This window comes from Vibrio sp. 10N.247.311.51 (genome assembly GCF_041467855.1).
Classification (GTDB): domain Bacteria; phylum Pseudomonadota; class Gammaproteobacteria; order Enterobacterales; family Vibrionaceae; genus Vibrio; species Vibrio coralliirubri.
Genome location: NZ_JBFSVK010000018.1, coordinates 1 through 20490, shown reverse-complemented (window position 1 = coordinate 20490; position 20490 = coordinate 1). Strand labels below are relative to the sequence as shown.

Sequence of the window (20490 nt, the reverse complement as noted above, 5' to 3'; positions counted from 1 at the left end):
CAATCTAAGAGGATCGAGAAACTACTGTTTAGGTTCATATAAACTTGTAGGGACTTCCGTTTCACAACGCTCAAGATCATAATCTTGCGTCGTGCCACTATTACCTTGGAATCTCATTCTCACGATCATACCTCGATCTACAAACCAACGAAGGTCTTGGCAAGAGTAACGATAGCTCGACTCCAAAATATGCGCTGTTGCCCATCGAGAGTTACCCGGCAATGACGCAACATAATAAATCACACCATTTTCTGTAATCGTCATCCCTTCTATTTCGCTTAGATGCTCAATAGCGGTATCAATTGTTTCTTGATCTGCGGTTGGTTGTAACTCTTCAACCGGGACAGTCAAACAACCAGACAGGGTCATCGCAGACAGACAAGCCAAAAAAATAGATTTCAATTTCATTTTTATTCTCATTCAATTACATAGTCAAAATAACACTAAGCCGAGATTTTATTCATGAGATAAATAAATGTGCACCACCACATGTATTAATTTATAAAAAGCGTGATACAGAGTGCTTATTCACTTAATTTGGGGCTTTCTAAAAGAAGAAAATGACTCGTAACGCACTCTCGGAGAAAAGTCCGCAACCTTTTGAAAATAGGAGATTTTAATTGCGCATCAACCAACTGATGGTGTAACGCACCAGAAAAAAAAGCTTGATGCTAGTCACTCGTCGCCAAACGTACAGCCGCTTCTGCATGAATGGCTGTGGTATCAAACAGGGGAACATCAGTGTGTTGTTGCTGAATCAGCAGGGCGATTTCAGTACAGCCCAGAATAACGGCTTCCGCACCTTGTTGGCCTAGCTTCTCAATGATTTGACGATAGACAGCTCGAGAGGCTTCTTTTACTTCGCCTCGACACAATTCTTGATAGATGATGTTGTGGACTTTTTCTCGATCACTCTCATCAGGAATCACCACATCGATACCGAATTTGTTAGTCAGGCGGCCTTTATAGAAATCTTGTTCCATGGTGAAAGCCGTGCCGAGTAATCCAACTTTCTTTACGCCCTGTTCAAGCAACTTCTGCGCTGTGGTATCAGCGATATGTAAGATAGGAATCGTGATTTTCTCTTCGATCTCAGGAACGACCTTATGCATGGTATTGGTACAGATCAGAATGAAATCAGCCCCGCCCTTCTCTACCGATAAAGCCGCTTCCGATAAAATATCTGCCGTCTCAGCCCAACGACCTTGATGTTGTAGCTTTTCTATCTCATCGAAGTTCACGCTGTACATACAAACCTTTGCAGAATTGAGCCCACCAAGGGTCGCTTTAACACCTTCGTTAATAGATTTGTAATAGCTCACTGTCGACTCCCAACTCATACCACCAAGCAAACCGATCGTTTTCATTTTTCTATTCCTTTAATTTCTGACTATCCGATTAAACCGCCATGCATTGAAAATTTATAGTACGTTCTTGCTTAAAATGAGACAAAGCCTTCGCTATTTCGCAAAAAAGCTCGAATCAAAAATCCGAGCTTTTATGAATCAAAAATCAAGAATCAATTAGGCGTTAGTACACCTCACACCAATCGGATTTCATGTCGATCAGCGTCCAATCCTCTCTGGAATTCGCCTCATCTAGCGCTTTATCCAACTTACCAACATGAGACTTACGATCGTACTTCCACTCGCGCTCAGCATCAGTGTGATGAACAATCATCGCCATTGAGTTGGGTTGGCTCGTTGCCCACTGCATCATCGCTTGGTCACCATCTGAGTTGCCTACTGCTAAAATAGGCTTCTTACCGATAATATGCTGAATGTTAGTGACCTTTCCGGCTTTGTCATCAATGGTCAAAATGGACGAATCCTTAGTAACCGTCGGCTTACCATCGTTGTAGCTGTAATTGTATTTAAGTGCGCTGCCGATGATCTGTTCTGTAGGAATGTTGTAAGCTTGCGGAGCCCACGCTCGCATGAAATCAACACCACCTCCCGACACAATGTAAGTTTTAAAGTCATGCTCTTGTAGGTAAGTCAGCATCTCTTTCATTGGCTGATAAGTCAGGTCTGTGTAGGCTTTATTGAAACGTCCGTCTTTTGCTATCTCTAACCATTTCTCAACGTCTTGCTGGTATTGTTCTACTGTCATACCAGAATGTGTCGCCATGATGATTTTCAATAACCCTTCTTCACCGCTGCCAAGAACGCTCTCGATATCATCTTTAAGCACAAACTTAAAAGGTGCTTCGGTTTTCCATTCAGGGTGATCTGGTGCCATCTCTTTTACACGGTCTAACGCAAAAGCCAGTTGGAAGTAGTAAGGTTTTTCCGACCAAAGCGTACCGTCGTTATCGAACACGGCAATACGATCTTCAATCGCCACGAACGTATCAGACTCAGCTTTGGTGGTTTTCCCAACATAGTCGACGATAGCGGATTTGCTCTCGCTATCTTTCCAAGAAGGCAGCAAGTTAGGATCACAATCTTTAGCAAAAGATGAGAAAGAAAGGCTAGATAAAATCGCAACGGATAAAAGGGTTATTTTCTTCATAGCAACTACCATGTTGTTGAATTAATTGTAGGGTTTAATTCAATTCATCCTAGTTGGTCTACTCTGATTTTCCACTTATGAACACTATAACCGCTGTTTATGTTGCTATTGGTACAGACGTAAAACGAGGGCTGACCTCACGGCCAATCCTCGTTGTTTAAAAAGCTAAATAGGAAGCTTAAAGGCTAGGCGGAGTGCCTTCACAATTGGAAGCGATAGCATCAATTTGCACCAAAGCACCCATAGGAATATTAGACACACCGATAACCGTGCGCGCAGGCAATGGACCGTCAAAGTAGTGCGTGCAAACGTCATTAAGCACATCTAGATCTGCCATGTCTCTTAATTGGATATTCAACTTCACGATGTCATCCATGACATGACCAACGCTCTCAACTACTTCTTTAATGTTATTCAGGCACTGCATCGCCTGCTCTTTTGCGCCATTCGCAACAATCGCTCCAACTCTTGGATCCAACGGTAATTGAGCGGAGATATTGTTGTAGTGTGAAAAGGCCACAGTTTGCGTTGAAAGCGGGCTGATTGGCGCAGCTTTGGTATTGTTCGCATTAATTACAATCCCATGTCGATCTTCAACCGCTTGCGGCGGAGTCCCATCACCGTGTGACACGGTCGCATCCATCTGTACCAACGCTCCCATTGCTAAACCTTCAACCACCGTCACCGAGCGTGCTGGTATGTAGCCGACAGCCCTCGCAATCGCGGAGTCCGGGAAGAAGGTGGTATACACTTCATTGACTGCTGCAAGGTCATCAAGGCTTCTTACATGGATATTCACTTTCACGATGTCATCAAGCGGAACATCTACATTTCCCAGTATCGATTTGATGTTTTTGAGGCATTGAATCGCGTGCTCTTTTGCTCCACCAGCGACGATGCTACCCGATTTCGGATCAATCGGTAACTGGGCTGAAATGTGATTATAGTGAGAGAAAGCCACCGTCTGAGTCGATAAAGAACTGACTGGTGCGTGTTGGGTGTTTCTTGCGATTTTAACTAACTCACAAGCCGCTTGAGGATAAGTACCTTCACCATTCGAGATCACGGCATCCATTTGTAAGTGAGCGCCTTCGAGCGGTAAATCAGCGACAGCGAGTGTCGTGCACGTTGGTACGTAGTGTTGGAAAAAGGACGCATAGATTTCATTAACCGAGTCGATATCCGCAATGTTCTTCAGGTATATATTGACTCTCACAACGTCGTGCATACGGTGTCCAATGCTCTCCACAATCGCTTGAATATTTAACAAACACTGCTTGGTTTGATCTTCCAAAGAGCCTGAGATCAAGCCGCCCGTTTTTGGATCAATCGGTAATTGAGCAGAAAGGTTATTGTAGTGTGAGAATGCCACCGATTGTGTTGAGAAAGGGCTCAGCGGTGCATCTTCAGTGTTTCTTGAAACTTTAATAATATCGGCACTCATGTCGATATATCTCCTATTCGAGTATTGATGTCAGATAGAGCCAATTAGCTGCATGTTTACCGACATTTCAAAATAAAAGGCACAAAAATAGCCGAACCAATGAATCATGATAAATACTGGTTCAGCTTAATTCAGAGCGACACAGTGGAGGTTCTTACGCCCCCACAAATAAACCTCTACAGAGTGCTTAGGAAGCTACTGATTTTTTCTTCGTGATGCTTAACGGTTTCATGCGTTGGGATAACCGCATCTTTATGTGTGAAGTACACTAAAATCGCCATCTGAGCAGTGAGTCGGTTTTCAGCTTCATCGAACGCCACTGAGTATTCACTTTCTAATGCGCCACGAGTCACTTCTTCTTTGTCATTCGCAGGTAGGCAGTGCAGCAACATTGCACCTGGGCGTGCCTTAGCCATTAGCTCTTCGGTGATCACATAGTTAGGCATAAATGCCGCAAGGCGCTCTTCCTTTTCATCCATTTGCGTGACCCAGTAGAAGCTATCGCCGTACACCACATCACAGTCGCTGATGCGTTCTACATCATCAGTAATTTCAATCGTGCCACCAGACTCTTCACAAAAGTTCAGCGCCATATCGATCCACTCTTGCTCCATGTGGTACTTTTTAGGACCAATTTGCTTAAAGCCCATACCGTACTTAGCACAAGTCAGCATCAGCGAACGACACACATCCGTCGCGTCACCCATGAATGCCAAGGTGAGATCAGACAACTTACGTCCATCAGTGATGTGTTCTCTGATCGTGTAGAGATCAGCAAGCATTTGAGTTGGGTGGAAACGCGTATCAAGGCCGTTGATTACTGGCACTGTCGACATTTCAAGTAGGCCATCTAGTGTTTCAGGACTATTGGTACGAGCCATGATGATGTCGCACATACGTGATAACACTCGAGAAGTATCATCAATCGACTCTTTACCACCTAAGTGAATGTCTTTTGGTGATAGGAATAGCGCATGCCCCCCCAGTAATGTTGCTGCCACCTCAAAAGAAACACGTGTACGAGTCGAACCCGCTTCGAAGATCATCCCAACTGACTTGCCTTTGAACAGTGGTGGAATAGCGTTGTCTTTGCGCGCCTGCTTCAGGTGAGTCATCAGCTCCATCATGTTATCCATCTCTTCAACAGAGAAATCTTTCATGGAAACCATGTGCTCTAGGTTTGCTTTGTTTAGTTCAGTTGCGCTAGAAGAAGGTAATTTCATAATAAGTTCCTATTTTTCATAATTTTGTGCGCGGCTCTTTCAAGTTCACTTTCATGGCAATTTGATTTTGAATACCTGCCATCACTTTCAAGAACCGCTACGTTTGGGATTAAATTTTGGTATTAACGACTGTTCTCAGTCTTTAGTTGTTATTAGGTTTTATCGTTGTAACTAAACTCTTGGCACTTGTTGGGTGATGCAGTGGATATTGCCGCCACCTAACAAAATTTCTCGAGCCGGAACGCCGTTCACTTCGTAGCCTGGATAAATGCCTTCCAAGATCCCGATAACATCGTTGTCGTAGCGCTTGTCCAAAAGCGGCAACACAATTTGGTTATTGGTAATCAGATAATTGGCATACGATGCCGCTAAACGCTCGCCCGCTTCTCGCTCCATTCCGTCTGCGATATCGATACCTGCCGCTTCTTCCTCGGTCATGAATAGAGGGCCTGGCATTGGCAGCTTATGTACTTTTATCTGACGGCCTTTGGCATCGGTCTGGCTGGTGATGTAGTCATAGGCTTCTTTGCTGATCTCATATTGAGGGTCATTCTTGTCATCGCACCACGTTAAAACGACTTCACCCGGCTTCACGACGTGAAGGATGTTATCGACGTGACCATTAGTTTCATCGTTGTATAAACCACGAGGTAGCCAAATTACCTTCTCAACGCTGAGGTGTTCGCAAAGTACTTCCGTCAGCTCTTCTTTGCTCATATCTGGGTTTCGGCTTTCGTGTAACAAGCATTCTTCTGTTGTGTAGAGCGTGCCTTCGCCATCAACGTGAATTGAGCCGCCTTCTAGTACGATTGGAGCGCGGTATCGAGAGTCACGAATGGTTTCACACATCTTTTGAGCGACTTGGTTGTCGCGGTTCCACGGTGAATACAATCCATCCACAAACCCGCCCCATGCATTGAATTCCCAATCCACTCCTCGGCGTTCACCGCTGTCATCAACAACATAAGTCGCACCGATGTCGCGCATCCAAGAGTCATCAGTCGAGATTTCCAATACTCGAATATCCTCTGGTAAACGAGATACTGCGTTATCGTATTGGTCTGAACTCGCGAGCATGGTGACTGGTGTCGTATGGCTGATCTTGGTAGCAACGTCTGCAAACACCGCTTGTGCTGGTTTTGCACCATTGCGCCAGTTGTCAGTACGCTCTGGCCAAGCCATCCAAATTTCGCTGTGTGGCTCGTGTTCTCCTGGCATTCTGAAGCCATCATGTTTTGGAGTAGTCTCAATCAGTTTTTTCATCGTTATGTCCCCTAAATTATGCTTGAGCTTCTTTTTTATCTTGCGTGTCGGCTGTGTCGTTATCGTCCGAGCCTTGCTGCTTCTTACGCTTTAGAGCGCCTAGTAGAATCCACTCACCAGCGAGGATGGTGGCAATCACGCCAATCAAAACAGGTCCTGTGTATCCCCAATCAGCAACGGTGAGATCAAGAGCCTCGGGGAAGATAAATAAAATCACGGCTTGAAGGATGACGAAGAAACAAACAATGGACATCACCCACTGAGCCGCCATGCCACCAGGTACTTTGAATGGGCGTTCACGTTTACCATCAACCACTCGAAGCTTTAGGTATGCAGGGAACATGAACAGATAAGGCAGTAAGAAAATGCAGCTAGAGAAGGCAAATATCGACCAGAACAGATCATCATTACCTTGGGCAAACAGCGCGTAAGACAGGATGACGACCGTTGATACAGTACCTGTGATGTTGTTTGCACCAACTGGAGAACCTTTCTCTGATACTTTCGCGACAGGCGCTGGAAGTTCACCTTCTTGAGCGGCTTCAGCTGCTGCTCGGCTCGCACCCATTGTCCAGCTCACCATGTTGCCGATAAGCGTTAGCAGAGCGAAAGTACCGAAGATGTACACCATGGCTGTACCAAACACGCCAGCACCGAAGAGTGTTTTGAATGTATCGATAAGACCAGACACTAAGCCAATGCTTTCAACAGGAAGCGCCATCAAGATGCCTACCGTACCGAAGATGTATAAGAAAGCGGTGATACCGATAGAAAGGAAGACGGCCTTAGGCATGTCGCGAACATCTTTCATTTCTTTAGTCATGGTCGCAACCAGTTCAAAACCCATTAGGTTGAACACAATCGCTGGCAAGAAAGAGACCGCTGAATCCAATGAAGGCATCATAGCTGGCAACGTAAATTCGTTGGCAACGCCGTTTTTCATTGCATAGATAAAGCCGCCCACACCCAATGTGCTGATCACGACAATTTTCAATATTGCACCAATATTAGTGACCCAAACACCGATGTCGGCAGACACATTACAGATCCAAACCGTTAACCACGTCAGTAATATACAGATGGCGATTTGTCCCCATAAAGACAGACCTGGCATAAAGAGTTCGGCAAACATCCCTGCAAACATGATGTATACCGCAGGCATCCACAAACCAACGTTAATCCAGTAAAACCACGTTGTTCTCACTGCCCATTTAAAATTGAAAGCTTGTTTTACCCAATCGTATATCCCACCTTCACCAGGGTAGGTGGTACTCAATTCCGAAGTAATTAAGCCATATGGAATGACAAAGAAGACCAGCATTAACACCCACCAACCAATGGCACTGACACCAATACTGGCTGACGCGGTTAATGTGTCGACCACCAAAACTGCACATAGTGTAAAGAGTGCAATTCCCGTAACCCCCATTTTTCCTTGCGTTTCGTTACTCATCTCTTAGCTCCTTAATCTCTAATTCGGGATTAATTAAACGGCAAAGCGATGAAGTGAACTGGGATGAAAATTGAATATCGGTTTTACACAAACGAGTTCGGAGCAAAAACAAAATAAACCCAACAAATATTAGATTTATAATGCTAAAAGTCGGAATATTTGATTTTGGTCAATAACCATTCGATTAATAAATACATTTTCTATTTCAAAACCAAGATCACATATCTAGTTAATCTAGAGATAATTAAGGCTTTCTGTGACATATAGGCGACTAAAAACATCAAATATTAAGCACAAATCGAATTGTGATTTTTATCCCCACGACTCCGATAATATTTAAATACAATTCAAACCAACTTATTTGCCAAGAGCAAAATATTATTTGGAGAATTAAACATGTCGAAGCCTATTATTGTTGTTGCTGTCGGTGGGAACGCTTTACTACAACGTGGTGAAGTGATGAGTTGTGAAAACCAAAAAAAGAGCATCGCGCAAACCGCCAGCTCTTTGGCTGAACTCAGTAAAGACTACCGTTTAGTGGTTGTGCACGGAAATGGCCCTCAAGTAGGGCTACTGTCATTACAGAACAATGCTTACAAAGATTGTCCTCCTTACCCATTTGATGTCCTTGGAGCTGAGACTCAGGGAATGATTGGATACCTTATTCAACAAGGGTTGAACGCTGCGATTCAAGACCGCTTTACTACGACAATTCTGACTCGCATTGTGATTGACGAGAACGACCCTGCGATCGCCGACCCAACCAAGTTTATTGGCCCTGTCTATACAGAAAAACAAGCTAAACAACTCGCAGAAGCCAACCAATGGATTGTGAAACCTGACGGCGCACACTGGCGTCGTGTGGTTCCATCTCCTTCGCCAAAAGAAGTGCTAGAGATAAAAGCCATCAAAGACTTGTTAGAGAAAGAGCACCTAATTATTTGTGGCGGTGGTGGCGGTGCTCCAGTCGTCGAAAAAGATGGCGCTTATGTGGGTTTCGAAGCAGTAATCGACAAAGACATGACTGCTGCTCTTATCGCAGAAGAAATCGGCGCAGAACATTTACTGATCCTCACTGACGGCTCTCATGTTTGTTTAGATTGGGGAACTCCAAAGGAAGAGAAGCTTGAAAACGTATCTGTCGCACAAATGAAGAAATACACTTTCCCAGCCGGTTCTATGGGGCCGAAGGTAGACGCATGCTGTCTTTTTGTTGAAAAAACAAAACAACACGGACACATTGGTGATCTATCTAGCGCACTAGAGATCATAGAAGGTAAAACGGGGACACATATTAACGCCTAACATTGGGTTATAATTTTTTATATAAATAAAGGGTAATAAAGTCTAAGTTTTGATATTTCAATTGGAACTTTTCTTGAAAACCCTTTATGTTTTTTGTGTTCCAAATAACAGTGAGGATCATTAGATGCGCAAAGTAACCACCGAAGAAAAGTTAATTCGAATTCATGATGCTGTTGTGCAACTAATGGAACGCCGCGAAGCTACTGATATTTCAATGTATGATGTTGCTAAAGAGTGTGGAATGGCAACATCCACGGTTTATCATCACTACCCAAATATAGAGAACTTATTCCATAATCTATTAGATGACGTTTTTATTGATTTCGACTCTCTGTTAGGTAAATGTATAGATGCCGAGCATGTTAATCATTGGACTGACATCAACCGCATGATTGAAACAGCGTATGTTAATTATTACAACGATCACCCTATTGCCAAAAAGCTTATATTAGGTCGTCATACGTTCACGGAGTTAGGTCATGCAGACACCGAGAATGACTTAATCCTTGGTAAAGAAGTAGAAACGATTTATCGACAGTTTTTTGATGTTCCTCAGTTACCACAATCCATCAATGTCTTCGCTATCTCACTGCAAGTCGCAGATAAAATATACTCGTTATCTTATCGCCAACATGGTTGCATCACACCAGAACTTGCCAATGAAGCTATCCGACTGACTGAGTCTTACCTTCAGCTGTATATTCCTCATATCTGTCAAAGAACAGAACCCAACATGCTGCATACGCATTAAGTGAAGCTGTAATCCCGATAACGTCTTGCCTTTCTATTTTCGCTTGATGACCTGACTAAACTCGCTGACCAAACAAAAAAGCAGAACTTCAATTTCTCAAAGTTCTGCTTCAACAATCCATTACTTCTTACGCTCTGCGCTTCTTGAAAGCGTGCCAGCCAGCGCTGAGAATTGTTTTTACCACCACACTTAATGCGCTTAGTTTAGGGTCGGCGTTCTTGCCAGAGGCAATGCGCCACATCTGATGTTCATACCAAACCAGCCCGACCATCGCCATCTTGTCTAAAGCGGGTTTTCCTGTGGTTGGCACCGTTAGTGGCATGCCGTGGCTAGGGTCTTCAATTAACTTGTTAGGGAAATCAGGATCAACCGCCATTGTGCGCGCAATACCAATAAAATCGGTCGCCGAGGTGTTTAATGCTTCATTCATTGCTTGCGCGGTTCGGAAACCACCCGTGACCACCAGCGGTGTGCTGACGAGTTTTCTCGCCTTCACCATGTAATCCATAAAATACGCTTCACGCTTTACCGTGCTGGCCTTGATTGGTTCAGTTTTGCTTTTCGACCCCATCATTGATGGGCTTTCATAGGTGCCGCCGGAGATCTCAATCAAGTCGATACCGTTATCACTCAATGTTTGTACAACCTGCATCGACTCTTCTTCAGTGAAGCCACCTTTCATGAAGTCGGCGCTGTTGAGCTTAATCCCGACAGGGAAATCGTCACCGACCTCTTTTCGAATCGCGCGATAAACCTCAAGTACAAAACGAAGTCTGTTTTCGAGAGAGCCACCCCATTTGTCTTGGCGTTGATTATGTCTCGAAGACAAAAACTGACTGACAAGGTAACCATGAGCACCGTGAATCTGCACACCGGTAAAACCCGCTTGTTTTGATAGCTTTGCACTCAGCGCAAATTTATCAATGATTGCGATGATTTCCGTCTCGGTCAGAGCTCGTGGCGTATTGAAGCCTTTCTCTAATCCGCGCTCTAAAGAGATAGCTGAAGGGGCAACCGGGCTATCGCATAAGAACTTAGGAATTTGCTTACCAGGGTGATTCAGTTGCATCCATATCTGCGAACCATTCTGTGTTCCTGCACTCGCCCACTCACGAAATACGGTTAAGTCACTGTGCTCATCCAACACAACGTTTTTAGGTTCACCAAGCGAGCCTCTATCGACCATCACGTTACCCGTTATGGATAGACCAATTCCTCCTTGAGCCCAACGCTGATAGAGCGTGACTAAACCTTGCTTAGGGTTATGGTGTTTATCACCTAGCTGTTCACTCATTGCCGATTTGAACAGGCGATTTTTGATCACTTGGCCATTAGGAAGAGAAAAAGGGTCGTTGAGGCAGATTGGATTCATGCGCGTGGTTACTTTCTTGGGTTTATATATTGAGTCCAGTATGCCCTATTTTATCCGACAGTTCTGAGCATTTAACGCCTATTTCGAAGCAAATTTTGTTCAATAAAAAATGCCAGCGGCATGGCAACTGGCATTAATCGATAATAAACAAAATCTTAATCAGGCAATCTAAGTCATCACTTTATCGTGGATTTTTTGACCTTAGTAAATGGTGTCGATTTCCATTTATCTGTTCTTACCTCTTCACCGGGCGTGTACATACGTAACACTGAATACCATTGATGATCGGGGATAGGTAAGAAGTTAGGATCATCTTCATGCCCTTTTACATCGCTACTCATGTAAATGGTGTAGCTACCATCAGCATTAGGCGTTAGCGTTCTGTCTCCACGGGAATGACGGTTTAAGTCATTTTTCTCCATCAATCGGGTTTCACCACTGTAGGCCGTGTATGACCAAAAACCACCTTCTTCTAGCGGTGGCGCATCGAAGGTCACGGTGTAATCGTATTTTCCGCCATCGAGCGCTGCACCTTCACTATCAAAGAAGTCACCGCTATACATAGTGTGCTTTGCAGGCAACCCCCATTGGCCCATTAAGGTGCCGTAGGCGTGTTGAAAGCTTGGAACCTTGGTCATTTCATCGCGAGTGCCTAACACGTCACGTGAATCATCAAAGCCCGCATTAATGATTCGTTCCAGTCCGTCTTTTTGACCGGACTCGATCATACTAAGCTGCTCTGCCGTAAATGGATGATTGGCTTTGCCTAATTCAACATCTCCTAAGCCAATGTACTCAAACAGTTCAAGCAGCTTTTGGTCATGTGCCTTCATCGTTCCTTCAGACAGAATGAAATTGGTTCGCTCGACCCAATTAGAGTCTTCAGGATCTGGATACTCGCGCTCAATAGGAACTGGCCCTTTCTGACCTAAGTATTCCGACAACGTCCTAACATTCCATTGATCCATTAACTTTTGAGCAGTTGCAGAATCGTCACCGCCAAGGTCCATGATTCGACCCATCATTTTGACCAGCGGGTGCTCGACATAGATGACTTGATCGACACTCGCAGGCACTTCACCTTTCCACCCTTCAACTGCATACATGAAACTGCCGCCTTTTGTGCCTCGTTGTGGAGAGCCAAAAGCCGAGTCAGTAAAGTGCTGCATATTCATGGTATGGAACAGCCAGTATCGATTGTCATCATGGTCTGGAATCGTAACGATGACAGGCTCTGCTGCTAGGTCCATCCAACCCATCAAATGTAACGTGTCATTGTTAATCGTCGGGTGCGCAGTGTAAGTGTCGTCAGCAAGTATTCGAATATTTTGGAATCGATTCAAAGGGTAGTCTTGCTCAACGACGGTTTTGTAAAAGTATTTGTAGGCTTCATCTATCGAGTACGCGTACTCATAGGCAAGTTGTGCCAATAGCTGATTATCCTTTTTGAGCGACGCTAAACTCGCCATCTCAATGGGTAGAGTTTCCGTCTTGATCCCCATTACTGTTTTTGTGGCCACAGATGCGCTCGTCGCGTCCACGGATTGGCTCGCGAGTACCGGAGACGGAAGTGCAACCATGAAAGCACAAGTCAGTGCTGCCGCAAGTATGTTTTTTTTCATCATTTAATGTCCTAACTAAAAACGAGTACGGAAGGTGATCCAAGTGTTGTTGTCAGTATCACCACTAAAAATGATGATGTTGTCACTATCGACCTTGTAGCCCAGCTGCATTTCAGCAGAGAAATCTCGAGTGTTCTCACCATCCAATCCGTAGGTGTATTGGGGGGCGAGTAGAAGATAAAATTGGTCAGCAAAATCGTACTTTAGATAGTTGATACTGCTGATGATTTGCGTGTCCTCAAACTTATTATTCTCCTCCCACATTTGTCCGTACGTTATGGCGCTATAGAGTTTAAATTTGTCGCTTAACTTGAATGCTTGCATCACACCAATAGAGGCGTAGTTCGATGTTAGATCGTCGTTGGAGAAGTCGTGTCCAGCATCAACAAATAAGCCGGTGCCCGTTTTCTTATTGGGTGTGAAGAATCGTGCTCGATAGTTTTCAAAGTTGTTTTTGCCTTCCAACTTACCCAACACACCCCAATCGCCACGATTCACGCCAAACTGGAAGGTAGCGCCAAGCCCTTTATTGCCCGCAATAATTTCACCTCCCGTATAAACAGCCATTGGATCAGCCATGTCACTGGCAGGTTCTTCTTGAGCGGAAACACAAAATGCAAAGGGGATAAGCGCAAAGATAGAGAGTGTAAAAGTGGACAAGGTGCCCGTGAGCAGACGTAACGGTTTCTTCATATTATTGTCCGATAGTAAGGTGCGCTTGTTACAGCACACCTTGTATTAGTCGTATTTGGCGTTAGTCAGCAACCACTGATTTGTCTGCCATACCAATACCACCGGCTTTCTGTCTTGGTGGAAACGCTTTGAGTGACTTCTGATATTCCGCCGCTGATTTTTGCAGCTTTGGTAATACCCAAGACTTCTCTTTCATCCATAAGAACCAACCACGAGTATCAGGGCTACGCTCGTAAGGATCAGCCTTGATGTTGATGAGCATTCCTAGTGGCCACTCTTCAGGAGGCGCAATCCACTCCGTTTTGGTTTTTAGATGCACTTTCCAATCATCCACTCGGAATGCATTCAAATCTTGCTCGTTGTAGAAGAAGAACTCATGACGTTGACTCGGTTCGCCTTTGGTCAACATATCCAACTGGTTATAACCATCCAAGTGAACTTGGTAACGCTCGCCATTTAACTCTTTTCCATCTAGCAGCTCTTGCTTAATGTCGCCTTCACCCACTGCAGCCATAATGGTTGGCACCCAGTCTTCAGAAGTCATGAAGCCATCGGTGTATTCACCTTGAGGGATTTTATCTGGCCAGCTGACCAGCATTGGCACACGGAAACCGCCATCCCATGTCGTGCCTTTTTGCCCTCTGAATGAGGCAGAGCCGGAATCAGGCCAGTGATCTAGGTTTACGCCATTGTCAGATGTGAAGAGAATGATGGTGTTGTCGATTTCGCCCAAATCTTCAAGCTTATCGAGCAGCACACCGATCTGGTCATCCAGTTCGATCAAGCCATCGTAGTAAGTGTTGATTTGACTCGCGCCTTGGTACTCCGGACGCACATGTGTTTTTTGGTGCATACGAGTCGGGTTGTACCACATGAAGTAAGGCTGTTCGTCTTTCTCTGCTTCATGTCTATCAAGCCAATTCGTAGCAAACTCCAAAAATTCGCCATCAACGGTTTGCATGCGTTTAGCGCCTAAAGGACCTTTATCTTCAATCGTTTGCTTTCCAACCACACCAAATCTTGGGTCTTCTTGCATGTCCACACTCTCGGTAGCAACAGTGTGAAGAACATTGCGAGGGCGACCTCTGAAGTTAGGGTCTGTTGGGAATTCAGGCTGTTCAGGCATCTCCATAACATTAAGGTGGTAAAGGAAACCGAAGAATTCATCAAAGCCGTGCACCGTTGGCAGGTGACTATTGTTATCGCCTAGGTGACTTTTACCGACATGCACGGTCGCATAGCCTTTGTCTTTCAACATTTCGGCTAGGGTTGGATCTTCTTTTTGAAGGCCAAGTGAAGAACCCGGCTGACCGACAGACGTTAAGCCTGTTCGGAATGGATATTGACCCGTGATAAAGGCAGATCGCCCCGCAGTAGAGCTGCCTTGTGCGTAGTAGTCGCTGACCATCATGCCGCGTTCGGCAATTCGATCAATGTTCGGCGTATCCACCGCGCCTAAACCGCGGTGGTAGGCAGACAGATCCGTAGGGCTCACATCATCGAGCATGATGGCAACCACATTGGGTTGGCTCGCTGCATGTACGTTGACACTCGCCAATACCGAAAGCGCCAGAGCGGATTTAACAAAAGACTTATACATTTATAACCCTCATTCACTATGAGTAAATCGCTGAAGTCACAACGAAAATTGTGCATGTCTCAGCGAACCGTTGTTGAGGTAAATGCTATAAGAAAGACGCCAAAAATGGCTTGATAGCCACTATTACGATTATTAATAGTGGCCGTTAGAAAGGGGAGTTATTTAAAAGGAATAGTAGCGTGACACTAGGATTGAATAATCGACGTAATTTCATTTTGAAGCCAATCCGTGAACGGGTTATTGCGGTTTGCTTGATGGGTAAACAGTGCCAATTCTCGACGATAGGTGTCTTTCAACAGTTCCGGCGGTAAGTCGATACAACGATAACAGTGATCAAGCAAATAGCGGCATTTCGACGATGTTATATAGATGAAGTCGCTGTCCTTAACGACTTCTAGCATCAAATTCATATTGTTACTTCTGAGCCCGATGTGTTTATCTAAGTCATATTTTTTGATCAACATTTCCGTCTTGGACGGCTGAATGTAACCAGGGATCATATTGATACAGAGTGGGTATTTCAGAATGTCCTCAAGGGAATTGCCTTTAATTGGGTGGTCAGCTCTTAGCACCAACATGAACTTATCAAAACCAACTGGGCGTTCAGTCAGGGTTTTATTGACGTCCATAGGAAGATAGCTCACTCCCCAACACATTCGGTTGGTCTCTAGAGACTGCACACCATTATCTAACCAAGGCGAGCATTGGAACGTCACTTGCGGCGCTTCTTTGGTCAGCTTTTTGATTAGTGGCACACCCACTGGGATCAACAGCGGGGAAGGCAGCATGATTTGAATCTCCCCTCTTAAATCTTCCAAGCCCCACTCATCATTGGGTATGTAAAGGTTATCTAGTTGCTCTAATAGCAGAGGCAAGGTTTCGATAAGCTTCAAGCATTTTGGAGTGGGTTCAAGCCTTGCTTTATCTCGAACAAACAACTCATCATCAAATTGTTCTCTGAGCTTACGAAGCATGACACTGATCGTCGGCTGACTTACGTTCAAGGCTTTGGCTGCACTCACCGTTTGACGAGTTTCATTAAGCACCAAAATGAGCCGCAGTAAGTTTAGGTCTTTGGTCATGCCCTACTCCAAATGATTTAAAAAAGTGGAAAGTACGCTGGCGAATACCCTTTTTTCATCGCTTCTACCATAGGCAATAATTTGGGTAATGCGTGACGAAAAAACATCTCATACCCTTGGCATAAATGATTCATCGGACTGCCATCTTCGGTTGTTGCTATTCTGTTTTTAGGACAACCACCTTGGCAGAGTTCAACAAAATCGCAACGTCGGCAAGTGCTGTTTAGCTCTTCATATTTGTTGGTGCCAAACGCGATTTGTTCTGGTGAGCTCGCCATGGTTGCAAGCTTATCACTGTTCATGGTGCCCAATTGATGATCTTGATACCCATAATGGTCACAACTGTAAACATTGCCGTCATGCTCAACCATTAATTGCTGTCCACAAGTCGCGCTGTGATGACACATTTGGCTTTGGTAACCCATCAACACCATTAAACAGTTTTCAAAAAACTGGATATACACTTTACCGACATCATTGGCGCTCCATGCATCAAACAAGTCGCAAAGAAATTGCCCCCATTGCTCGCCCGTTAACGACCAATCATGCCCTGTTCGCCTGTCCAACTCATGATCGATACAAGGCTGAAACTGCATGTAACCACTGCCATTTTCAACCAAAAACTGATAGATCGTTTTACCGTGTTTGTAGGTTTTATTGTTCACGACCGTTAACGTATTAAAATCAACATTGTGCTTCTTTAGATAAGACATCCCACGCATTGTGCGTTCAAAAGACGACTCGCCATTTTTGTCGATCCGAGCGATGTCATTCAAGATATTGGGCCCGTCGATACTGATGCCCATCATGAAATTGTGTTTAGCAAAGAAACTCGCCCAACGATCGTTAATCATGGTTCCATTGGTCTGCATCGTATTCACGACGAGCTTGGTAGTCGCTTTGCTTGCCTGCGTTTTCATCGCAGCTTCATAGAAATCGAGCCCTCTTAACATAGGCTCGCCACCATGCCAGATAAAGTCCACTTGCTGATCTTTCATTGGCTGCGCGTCGATATGAGCACCGACAATTTGCTCCATCATGTCCAAAGACATTGAAGACCTCTTATCAACATCTTGTCTATTGAGATAATAGCAGTAGCTACAATCCAGATTACATTGAGCCCCTTCTGCTTTAATGAATAAGCTAAAAGGATAAGTAGATGTATTCATATCGATTCCCGTACTTTTTTGCCAACATATCAACCGAAAATCAATCAAACAATAGCGCCTCAAGCACACTACCTGCACACGTCGTAGAGTCGCATCACCACCCTAAATCAATGTTAATTAAAACAAGTACTTGAAGGGTAAAAAGATACTATTAACATCCTTAATATCGGCTATTACACTCCTTAATCTCACTTGCTCATATGATAAATGCCGAATTCTGTTCCTACGATCTAAGGTGTTCCATGAGAAAGCTCCTCTATAAGAAAAGTGTACTGACCAGTTTAGTGTGTTCTTTGTCCAGTATTATCGCGATGCCATCCCTTGCCCAACAATCTATTAATCCTGAAGAAGAGCTCGCTTACAATCTCGGTGTTCAAGCATTTATCTATGGTACAGGCCCATTAACCGTGGCAGCGGTTAGGCAAACGACCACATCTGTTGATGCGCCGATGGACAACGCCATGGCACCATTGAATGAGATGGGTAAAACACGCGTTCTATCCGGTCCTCAGGATAGAATTGTACCGACCGTCAACAACGATACGCTCTACTCACAAGCTCACTACGATCTGGATTTATCGGGTCCAATGGTGATTGATATTCCTCGCACCGATAACCGTTATTACATTGTTCAGCTATTGGATGCTTACTCAGATTCGATTGAAGATCTGCACGTGAAGAATGTTGGCGACCAAGGTTCAAAAGTGCTTTTGGTCAACAAAGGATGGGCTGGCGAAGTGCCAGAGGGGATTGATCGTGTCGTAGAGTCTCGCACTCCTATGGTTTGGTTAATTCAACGAACGGGCGTATTTGGCGAGCAAGATCTCAATGACGCATTGGTTACTCACGATAAATTCCTCAGCTACCCACTTGATCAGCTTGGCGCAGAGCATGACATCGTAGAACTTAAAGCTTCGACAGGTCGCATCCCACCCATGGCGAGGCCTGAAGGGTTAGAGTGGTATTCGCTAATTGACCGTGAACTACGTAAAAACCCGATTCCAGAAGATGCTGCCATTGTTGATCAATTCCAACAAATTGGTATTGGAGGATCGACCCCCTTTAACCCGGAAGCGCTAACCTCAGCACAGAAAAAAGGGCTAATGCGCGCGATTGAGTCTTCACAACAGATCATTCAATACGCAGGTCGAAGCATCGGTGATGTCAATAATGGCTGGTCGATGATGTACGAGGGTGGCCGCTACGGAAATGATTACCTGAGCCGAGCGAGCATCAATATGCGTGCGGCTGGTTTGAATGTGCCAGAGCGAGCACTCTACCCAAATCGATACACAGACTCGAATGGTGAGCAGCTGTCGGGAGACAATCAATATCGAATGACCATGCCTGCCGATGCACCCGCTGACGCCTTTTGGTCTTTGACCATGTACGACGCTAAAAACCTGTTCATGGTTGAGAACTTCATTCAACGTTACTCCATCTCAACCAATCGTAAAGATGAGCTGAAATACGCAGAAGACGGCACCTTGCCAATATGCATTCAATACGTAAAACCGTCCGACCCGACGTGTAACTGGCTACCCGCACCTCAAGATGACTTCTATCTTCACATGCGCCTGTATGAGCCAACTCAAGCCGTTCTCGACAATGAATACCCACTGCCACAAGTTGAAAAGCTCTAGCCTCAATTAAGTTAATTACTTCGATTAATCCAACTAAGGCAATTAAGTCGATCAAGTCAATTGCCACGGCGTTCTTAATGTTCGCTCGTGGCAATTCGTTTTATCCCTAAATACATGACTCAAACTGCTAGCAACATAACTCATACACTGAAAATAAGGTTCTATTCTTGAAAACACCTTTCATCACACTGTCTCTGTTAGTAACAGGGATAGTCAGCTCTCTTGCTCACGCGGGAGGGTTAAATCTATCTCAAATTGCGACCACTAAAAGCGTCAGCACGGCAGGCACAGGGAACGTAACCGCGAACGATGCATCCGCCGTGATCACCAATGCTGCGGGGTTATCAGCCATTGAAGAAAGCGCTTGGATTCTCGGCGTTCAATACCTTGATGTTGAAACCACTTTTGTTCGTGACGATAACTCGGCTTCGACCACAGGAAACAGCACCGATATTCTCCCTCACCTGTCTTACGCATCAAGGTTAAATGACCAATGGGTCGTCGGCGCAGCATTGCACGCAGCAGGCGGTACTGGCGTCGAATACTCACACGGCGTTGGCGCACACCCCGCTTTATTGATCAAAGAAAACAGCATTTCGGCACTCAACTTAACGTCCTCATTGTCATATCAGGTCAATGAACAACTGTCTATTGGTGGTTCTTTAATATTGCAGCACGCAGCGCTTGAGACTCAAGCTTTGAACGGTCGCGAACTTCAAGGAGATAGCCTTGATCTAGGGTTCGGCCTGAGTCTCAATCACCACATCAGTGACAACACACAATTGGGTGTCAGTTATCAGGGCCAATTTGATCACGACCTTTCCCTAGATAACGCCAACGTTTTTGGAATTAGCTCTGAACTGACGTGGGTTCGAAGCTTAAACTTAGGGTTGAAACATTCATTAAATGAAGACTTAAACCTTCTACTCAGCTCCAACATGGAGACATGGCAAGATTATGATGACAAATACTCAACCACCTACTCTCTTGGGATTGGTGTGGAATATGCATATGAGGATTGGTTGCTGTACAGCGGGCTGAGCGGTGACACGAGCCCTGTAAGTAGTCAAAACAGAGATGTGTTACTCCCGCTCGATAAACAGTGGCGTATCGGATTCGGTGCTGAGAAGAAGATATCCAATGACTTACATCTTGGGTTGAGCTACCAATACCAAGATTTAGGCCATGGTGAAATTAATGCTGACTCAGGACTATTTCAGCCTTCTGGCAGCTATTCGACCAACAGAGTTCACTTCATCACTTTGTCTCTTCGCCATTAAAGCGAACTCTTAAGCGTTCCATTCTAGCTTCTAGCTTCTAGCTTCTAGCTTCTAGCTTCTAGCTTCTAGCTTCTAG

The 20490-nt window shown here is 44.8% G+C and carries 17 protein-coding genes; 4 read left to right on the top strand and 13 right to left on the bottom strand.

Going from position 1 to position 20490, the window contains the following annotated elements:
- Positions 1–21: 21 nt before the first annotated feature.
- From AB6E85_RS16145 to AB6E85_RS16115, 7 genes are all read right to left on the bottom strand, one after another.
- Positions 22–408, bottom strand: a complete 387-nt coding sequence (locus AB6E85_RS16145; protein WP_372143221.1) for a hypothetical protein — start codon at positions 406–408, stop codon at positions 22–24.
- A 263-nt stretch (positions 409–671) separates the two neighbouring features.
- A complete protein-coding gene (locus AB6E85_RS16140) occupies positions 672–1367 on the bottom strand; it encodes an aspartate/glutamate racemase family protein (protein WP_372143220.1) in 696 nt (231 codons plus the stop codon).
- 163 nt (positions 1368–1530) lie between these two features.
- A complete protein-coding gene (locus AB6E85_RS16135; RefSeq protein WP_372143219.1) occupies positions 1531–2514 on the bottom strand; it encodes an HAD family hydrolase in 984 nt (327 codons plus the stop codon).
- A gap of 178 nt (positions 2515–2692) precedes the next feature.
- Positions 2693–3958 (bottom strand): RidA family protein, encoded by a 1266-nt coding sequence (locus AB6E85_RS16130; protein WP_372143218.1) that lies wholly within the window; start codon positions 3956–3958, stop codon positions 2693–2695.
- A 176-nt stretch (positions 3959–4134) separates the two neighbouring features.
- The gene (argF, locus tag AB6E85_RS16125; protein ID WP_372143217.1) at positions 4135–5181 is read right to left on the bottom strand and encodes an ornithine carbamoyltransferase; all 1047 of its coding nucleotides are present in this window, start codon (positions 5179–5181) and stop codon (positions 4135–4137) included.
- A gap of 171 nt (positions 5182–5352) precedes the next feature.
- Positions 5353–6444 (bottom strand): agmatine deiminase, encoded by a 1092-nt coding sequence (gene aguA / locus AB6E85_RS16120; RefSeq protein WP_061040106.1) that lies wholly within the window; start codon positions 6442–6444, stop codon positions 5353–5355.
- 16 nt (positions 6445–6460) lie between these two features.
- Entirely contained in the window at positions 6461–7897 is a 1437-nt protein-coding gene (locus tag AB6E85_RS16115; protein ID WP_050620376.1) for an APC family permease, read from the bottom strand.
- Positions 7898–8293: 396 nt separating this feature from the next.
- Here AB6E85_RS16115 and arcC point away from each other — a divergent pair, with 396 nt between their 5' ends.
- Together arcC and AB6E85_RS16105 are read left to right on the top strand one after the other, a co-directional pair.
- Positions 8294–9202: a carbamate kinase gene (arcC, locus tag AB6E85_RS16110; protein ID WP_122081292.1), complete on the top strand. Its 909-nt coding sequence runs from the start codon at positions 8294–8296 to the stop codon at positions 9200–9202.
- Between the two features lie 124 nt (positions 9203–9326).
- On the top strand, positions 9327–9953 hold the full coding sequence (locus tag AB6E85_RS16105; RefSeq protein WP_050643423.1) for a TetR/AcrR family transcriptional regulator: 627 nt from the start codon (positions 9327–9329) through the stop codon (positions 9951–9953).
- A 127-nt stretch (positions 9954–10080) separates the two neighbouring features.
- On the opposite strand, the gene AB6E85_RS16100 is transcribed toward AB6E85_RS16105, so the two are convergent.
- The 6 genes from AB6E85_RS16100 to AB6E85_RS16075 all read right to left on the bottom strand — a co-directional run bounded on the left by AB6E85_RS16100 (position 10081) and on the right by AB6E85_RS16075 (position 17491).
- Entirely contained in the window at positions 10081–11325 is a 1245-nt protein-coding gene (locus AB6E85_RS16100) for an NADH:flavin oxidoreductase/NADH oxidase family protein (RefSeq protein WP_193840931.1), read from the bottom strand.
- 176 nt (positions 11326–11501) lie between these two features.
- Positions 11502–12950, bottom strand: coding sequence for a DUF1254 domain-containing protein (locus AB6E85_RS16095; RefSeq protein ID WP_372143216.1), 1449 nt, complete (start codon positions 12948–12950; stop codon positions 11502–11504).
- Positions 12951–12962: 12 nt separating this feature from the next.
- Positions 12963–13640 (bottom strand): hypothetical protein, encoded by a 678-nt coding sequence (locus tag AB6E85_RS16090; RefSeq protein WP_372143215.1) that lies wholly within the window; start codon positions 13638–13640, stop codon positions 12963–12965.
- Between the two features lie 61 nt (positions 13641–13701).
- Positions 13702–15240: a sulfatase-like hydrolase/transferase gene (locus tag AB6E85_RS16085; protein WP_048669076.1), complete on the bottom strand. Its 1539-nt coding sequence runs from the start codon at positions 15238–15240 to the stop codon at positions 13702–13704.
- A 185-nt stretch (positions 15241–15425) separates the two neighbouring features.
- Complete coding sequence (locus AB6E85_RS16080; RefSeq protein ID WP_372143214.1) at positions 15426–16322, bottom strand: LysR family transcriptional regulator; 897 nt, start codon at positions 16320–16322, stop codon at positions 15426–15428.
- Positions 16323–16339: 17 nt separating this feature from the next.
- On the bottom strand, positions 16340–17491 hold the full coding sequence (locus AB6E85_RS16075) for an anaerobic sulfatase maturase (RefSeq protein ID WP_050632751.1): 1152 nt from the start codon (positions 17489–17491) through the stop codon (positions 16340–16342).
- A 242-nt stretch (positions 17492–17733) separates the two neighbouring features.
- Between AB6E85_RS16075 and AB6E85_RS16070 the strand changes: the two genes are divergently transcribed.
- Positions 17734–19134: a DUF1254 domain-containing protein gene (locus tag AB6E85_RS16070; RefSeq protein WP_050643429.1), complete on the top strand. Its 1401-nt coding sequence runs from the start codon at positions 17734–17736 to the stop codon at positions 19132–19134.
- Positions 19135–19301: 167 nt separating this feature from the next.
- Complete coding sequence (locus tag AB6E85_RS16065) at positions 19302–20414, top strand: OmpP1/FadL family transporter (protein ID WP_372143213.1); 1113 nt, start codon at positions 19302–19304, stop codon at positions 20412–20414.
- Positions 20415–20490 lie beyond the last annotated feature (76 nt).